The sequence below is a fragment of the Streptomyces sp. NRRL B-24572 genome, from assembly GCF_002156145.1.
In the GTDB taxonomy this organism is placed as follows: domain Bacteria; phylum Actinomycetota; class Actinomycetes; order Streptomycetales; family Streptomycetaceae; genus Streptomyces; species Streptomyces vietnamensis.
Genome location: NZ_MWIG01000323.1, coordinates 1 through 4,480, shown reverse-complemented (window position 1 = coordinate 4,480; position 4,480 = coordinate 1). Strand labels below are relative to the sequence as shown.

4 protein-coding genes are annotated in these 4,480 nt (G+C 71.5%); 1 reads left to right on the top strand and 3 read right to left on the bottom strand.

All coding sequences use genetic code 11. The features are described from left to right. Positions 1-253 precede the first annotated feature (253 nt). Positions 254-1,780 (top strand): glycosyl hydrolase family 18 protein, encoded by a 1,527-nt coding sequence (locus CCN56_RS20155; protein ID WP_086828736.1) that lies wholly within the window; start codon positions 254-256, stop codon positions 1,778-1,780. Between the two features lie 85 nt (positions 1,781-1,865). Here the strand turns inward: CCN56_RS20155 and CCN56_RS20150 are convergent, their stop codons facing one another. From CCN56_RS20150 to CCN56_RS20140, 3 genes are all read right to left on the bottom strand, one after another. Next, positions 1,866-2,234, bottom strand: coding sequence for a hypothetical protein (locus tag CCN56_RS20150; RefSeq protein WP_086828734.1), 369 nt, complete (start codon positions 2,232-2,234; stop codon positions 1,866-1,868). Positions 2,235-2,375: 141 nt separating this feature from the next. Then, complete coding sequence (locus tag CCN56_RS20145; RefSeq protein ID WP_086828732.1) at positions 2,376-3,485, bottom strand: hypothetical protein; 1,110 nt, start codon at positions 3,483-3,485, stop codon at positions 2,376-2,378. 91 nt (positions 3,486-3,576) lie between these two features. Then, entirely contained in the window at positions 3,577-4,302 is a 726-nt protein-coding gene (locus CCN56_RS20140; protein WP_086828730.1) for a PIG-L deacetylase family protein, read from the bottom strand. Between the last annotated feature and the right edge of the window lie 178 nt (positions 4,303-4,480).

Sequence of the window (4,480 nt, the reverse complement as noted above, 5' to 3'; positions counted from 1 at the left end):
CGATGCGCGCGGGCGGCCGGGCCTTGGCTCGCTGCGAGCCAATGCCCGGCCGCCCGCGCGCATCGCGCCAGGACCCGCCCGTACTCGCCGGCCGCACCACGCACCGCACCGTGAAATTGGTCTAGTCCAAGTTTGGTCCAGGCCATTGACGTGGTCATGGTCGCGGGGGTTTCGTCGTATCCCAACAGGGGTGTGCCACAACGGCGTTGACGCACCTCGCATCCCCCGCCTCCCCCACAGTCATTGGATCGCCATGAGACGACGCGTACGTTCGCTCCGCTCGGCCCTCACCGCCGCCGTGACCGCCGTGGCCGCCCTCGGCCTCGCCACCGTCGCCGCCGCCCCCGCGGCCCAGGCGGCGACCCCGCTCCCCGCCCGGGTCTTCGCCCCCTACTTCGAGTCCTGGACCGGGGAGAGCCCGGCCGCCCTCAGCGCCCAGTCCGGCGCCAAGCACCTCACGATGGCGTTCCTCCAGACCGCCACGAAGGGCTCCTGCACCGCGTACTGGAACGGCGACACCGGCCTGCCGATCGCCCAGTCCTCCTTCGGCGCCGACATCGCGACCATGCGGTCCCGCGGCGGCGACGTCATCCCCTCCTTCGGCGGCTACACGGCCGACACCACCGGCACCGAGATCGCCGACAGCTGCACCGACGTCAACCAGATCGCGGCCGTGTACGAGAAGGTCATCACGACCTACGACGTCACCCGGCTCGACATGGACATCGAGGTCGACTCCCTCGACAACACCGCGGGCATCGACCGCCGCAACAAGGCCATCAAGCTAGTCCAGGACTGGGCCGCCGCCAACGGCCGCCAGATCCAGATCTCGTACACCCTGCCGACGACCACCCACGGCCTCGCCGCCAGCGGGCTCGCGGTGCTCAAGAACGCCGTGACCAACGGCGCGAAGGTCGACGTCGTCAACCTCATGACCTTCGACTACTACGACAACGCCGCCCACGACATGGCCGCGGACACCAAGACGGCCGCCCAGGGCCTCTACGACCAGCTCGCCAAGCTCTACCCGACGAAGACGTCCGCCCAGCTGTGGGGCATGGTCGGCATCATCGAGATGATCGGCGTCGACGACTTCGGCCCGGCCGAGACCTTCACCCTCGCCAACGCCCGTACCGTCTACGACTGGGCGGTCGCCAAGGGCATCAACACCCTGTCCTTCTGGGCGCTCCAGCGCGACAACGGCAGCTGTGCCGGTGGCGCGGCGGCCGACGGCTGCTCCGGCATCCAGCAGAACACCTGGGACTTCTCGCACGTCTTCGCCCCCTTCACCAGCGGGACGACGGCCCCGGCCGACGACTTCTCGGTGACGACGTCCCCGTCCGCCGCCACCGTCACCGCGGGCGGATCCACCTCCGCGACGGTGAACACCGCCGTCACCTCCGGTGCGGCGCAGACGGTGAACCTCACGGTCAGCGGCCTGCCCGCCGGCGTCACCGCCACCCTCAGCCCCGCCTCGGTGACGGCCGGGGGCTCCTCGACCCTCACCGTGAACACCACGGCGGCCACGGTCTCCGGGACCTACCAGATCGTCGTCAACGGGGCGGGCCCCTCGGCCGGACACGCGGCGGTCCTCTCCCTGACCGTCACCGGCGGCGCCACCCAGTGCACGGCGACCCCGTGGGTCTCCTCCGCCGTCTACACCGGCGGCCAGCAGGTCTCCCACAAGGGCCACACCTGGAAGGCCAAGTGGTGGACGACCGGCGAGGAGCCGGGCACGACGGGCGAGTGGGGGGTGTGGCAGGACCTGGGCGCCTGCTGAACCACCTGCCGAAGCCGCCCGTACCGCCCGTACTCGTACCCGTACCGGGGCCCGCCGCGTGGAGGCGGGCCCCGGTACGGTGCGATCAGGAGACGCGCTTGAGGGTCCAGGCGTTGTTGTTGAAGCCGGAGTTCGGCCAGGCGACGCAGGAGCTGCTGTAGTAGGAGCTGGTCGCGGTCCAGCCGGCGGGGTAGTACGTGGACGAGCAGGCCTGGACGACGGTGCCTATGGGCAGGCCGGTGAGCTGCTTGATCTGCTTGATGTTCGGGTCGAAGTTCTGGGTGCCGCAGCTGGCGCTGTAACCCCAGCTGACGTCGACGTAGCCGTACGGGGTGGCGGTGCTCGCGCACGTGGTCGTCACGTCGCCGGGGGCCGCCTGGGCGGGCGCGGTGCCGAGGGCGAACATCGCGGCGGCGCCGGCGAGGGCCATGGTGGTGGTGCGGAAACGGCTCATGAGGGGCTCCTTGATCCGAAAACGGCCAATGGCATAGGGCAGCCCCGTTTCTACGGCGTGTGCGCGAGACGTAACAGCCTGTTTCGAGTCCGATGGAAACAGGCTACGCCGACGGCCGATCCGGACCCGAGCGTTCCCCGGCTAGTCCAGCCGGCCGAACCACTTCTTGTGGTCGTCGTCCGTCTGCTTCTGGTCCTCCCCGGCGGCGCGGACCGCGTCGCGCAGAGGGCCGCCGAGGTGATGGCCGAGGGCGCGGGTCGCGAGATCGAGATCGTCGAGGAGCGGAGCGAACCCCTCGGCGACCGAGGCGCCGAGCGAGCCGCTCCGCCGGAGCTCTTCGAGGTCGTACATGGCACGGGCGAGGGCCGTCGTGGTCCTGTCGGCGATCTGGTCGGCGATCTCGGCGAGGCGGTTGGCCGCCCGCGTGTGCTCCCAGAAGTCGATGCGGAAGCTCTGCGGGGTGCCGACCGCCGGGCCGCCGCCGCGGAGCCGCCCGGGTGACGCGTCCGGGGCGTGCTGTCCTGCGCCGACGGCTCCTGCGCCGCCCGCTCCTGCGCCGCCCGCTCCTGCGCCGCCCGCTCCTGCGCCGCCGGCGATGCCTCCGCCGACGATGCCGGGACCGATGCCGGGACCGGTGGCGCCGACCGTTCCGGCGCCGCCGGCGATGCCCGGGGCCAGGCCGGCCCCGAGGCGGCCGCCGGCGGATCCGCCCGACAGGTCCGCGGGGATGTCCGGGAGCCCCGCGACACGGGGGTCGGTGCGGGCGGCGGTCAGCCGGCTCGCGGTGTCGGTGAAGGCCTCCTGCTCGATCGACTTCAGTTCGGCGCGGGCGCTCTCGACCGTGCTCTGCTGTGCGACCTCCAGGGGCGGCCGGACGCTCCCGGCGGCAGGGGCCGGAAGGCCGGGGGCGATCCGCTCGACGACTCCCAGGGCCATGTCCTTGTGCACGGCGATGTCGTCCGCGCAGGTGAGCAGTTGGGCCGCGATGGTGACGGCGGCCGCGGCCGTGGCGGTGAAGTGGCCGTTGACGCGGTCCCAGTGCCCGGCGAGTGCGGTCATCGCCTCGCCGTGTCCGCTGGACAGCAGCCGCTGTACGGCCTTCGCCGCGTCCGCCCGGTCGTCGGAGAGCTTCGCCTCGTAGTCGCCCAGGCTGGTCTGCGTCCGGGAGGCGGCGTTCTCGTCCGCCTTCGGCCAGGGCAGGCCGTGCTCGTCCATCAGGGCCTTCTGCGCGCTCGTACGCTCGATCGTCATCGAGTGGACTCCCCCCGGAGTGGCGGCCGTCGAGGCGTCACACGCTCCCACTCGCCCCGTGAGGCCACAAGGGGCGGGCCCCGTCGACTCCTCAGTCGATGTGCACGATCTGGAACGCCTCCGCCATCCGCCCCGGCGGAAGCCCGCCCGCCGTCGCGTGTTCGCCGAGCCAGGTGCGCAGGAGGCCCGCCAGGTCGTCGAAGTGGGCCGTCTGGGAGGTGTGGATGCGCAGGGCCTCCACCTTGCGGTCGAAGACGGAGGTGACGTCGACGTACTGGTTCGGGGTCGGCCCGGTCATCAGCCACAGCTCGTGGACGGTCCACGGCTCCAGGCCCTCCTCCTTGAGGAGTTCCGCGTGGGCGAAGGGGTTGCGGGCCTCGGGATAGACGGCGCGCAGGCAGGCGTCGCCGACCGCGCGGTGGTCGGGGTGGAGGTCGGCGACCCGCGCCCAGTTGATCTCGGGGGAGGGGATGATCGCCCGCTGCGGCCGTACTTCGCGGATGACCCGGCACAGATCGCGGCGCAGCTCCACGGAGGGCTCCACGAAGCTGTCGGGGTAGCCGAGGAAGCGCACGTCGGCGACGCCGCTGAGCTTGGCCGAGTGGACCTGTTCGGCGCGGCGCAGGTCCGCCATCGCCTGGCGGGGGAGCGCTTCGTCGTAACCGCCCGCACCGCCGTCCGTGACGATGCAGTACGTGACGCGGGTGCCGCGCTCGATCCACTGCATGACCGTGCCGCTGACGCAGAACTCGATGTCGTCCGGGTGCGCGGCCACGACCAGCAGGGACTCGGGTGCCGTCCGGTTGAAGTCCTCCATGGGGCCAGCCTGTTGGGGCGGTGGGGGCGTCGCAAGGCCAAGTCGTGGCGTGAACAGGACATGGCACTTACGCGCCATTCAAAAACTTGGTAGATTCAAATCATTGGGTAATCCGGGTGATGTGCTTGGAGGGTGACCGGTATGTGCAGGATCCTCGGCTCCTTCGCCGCCGGGGCGG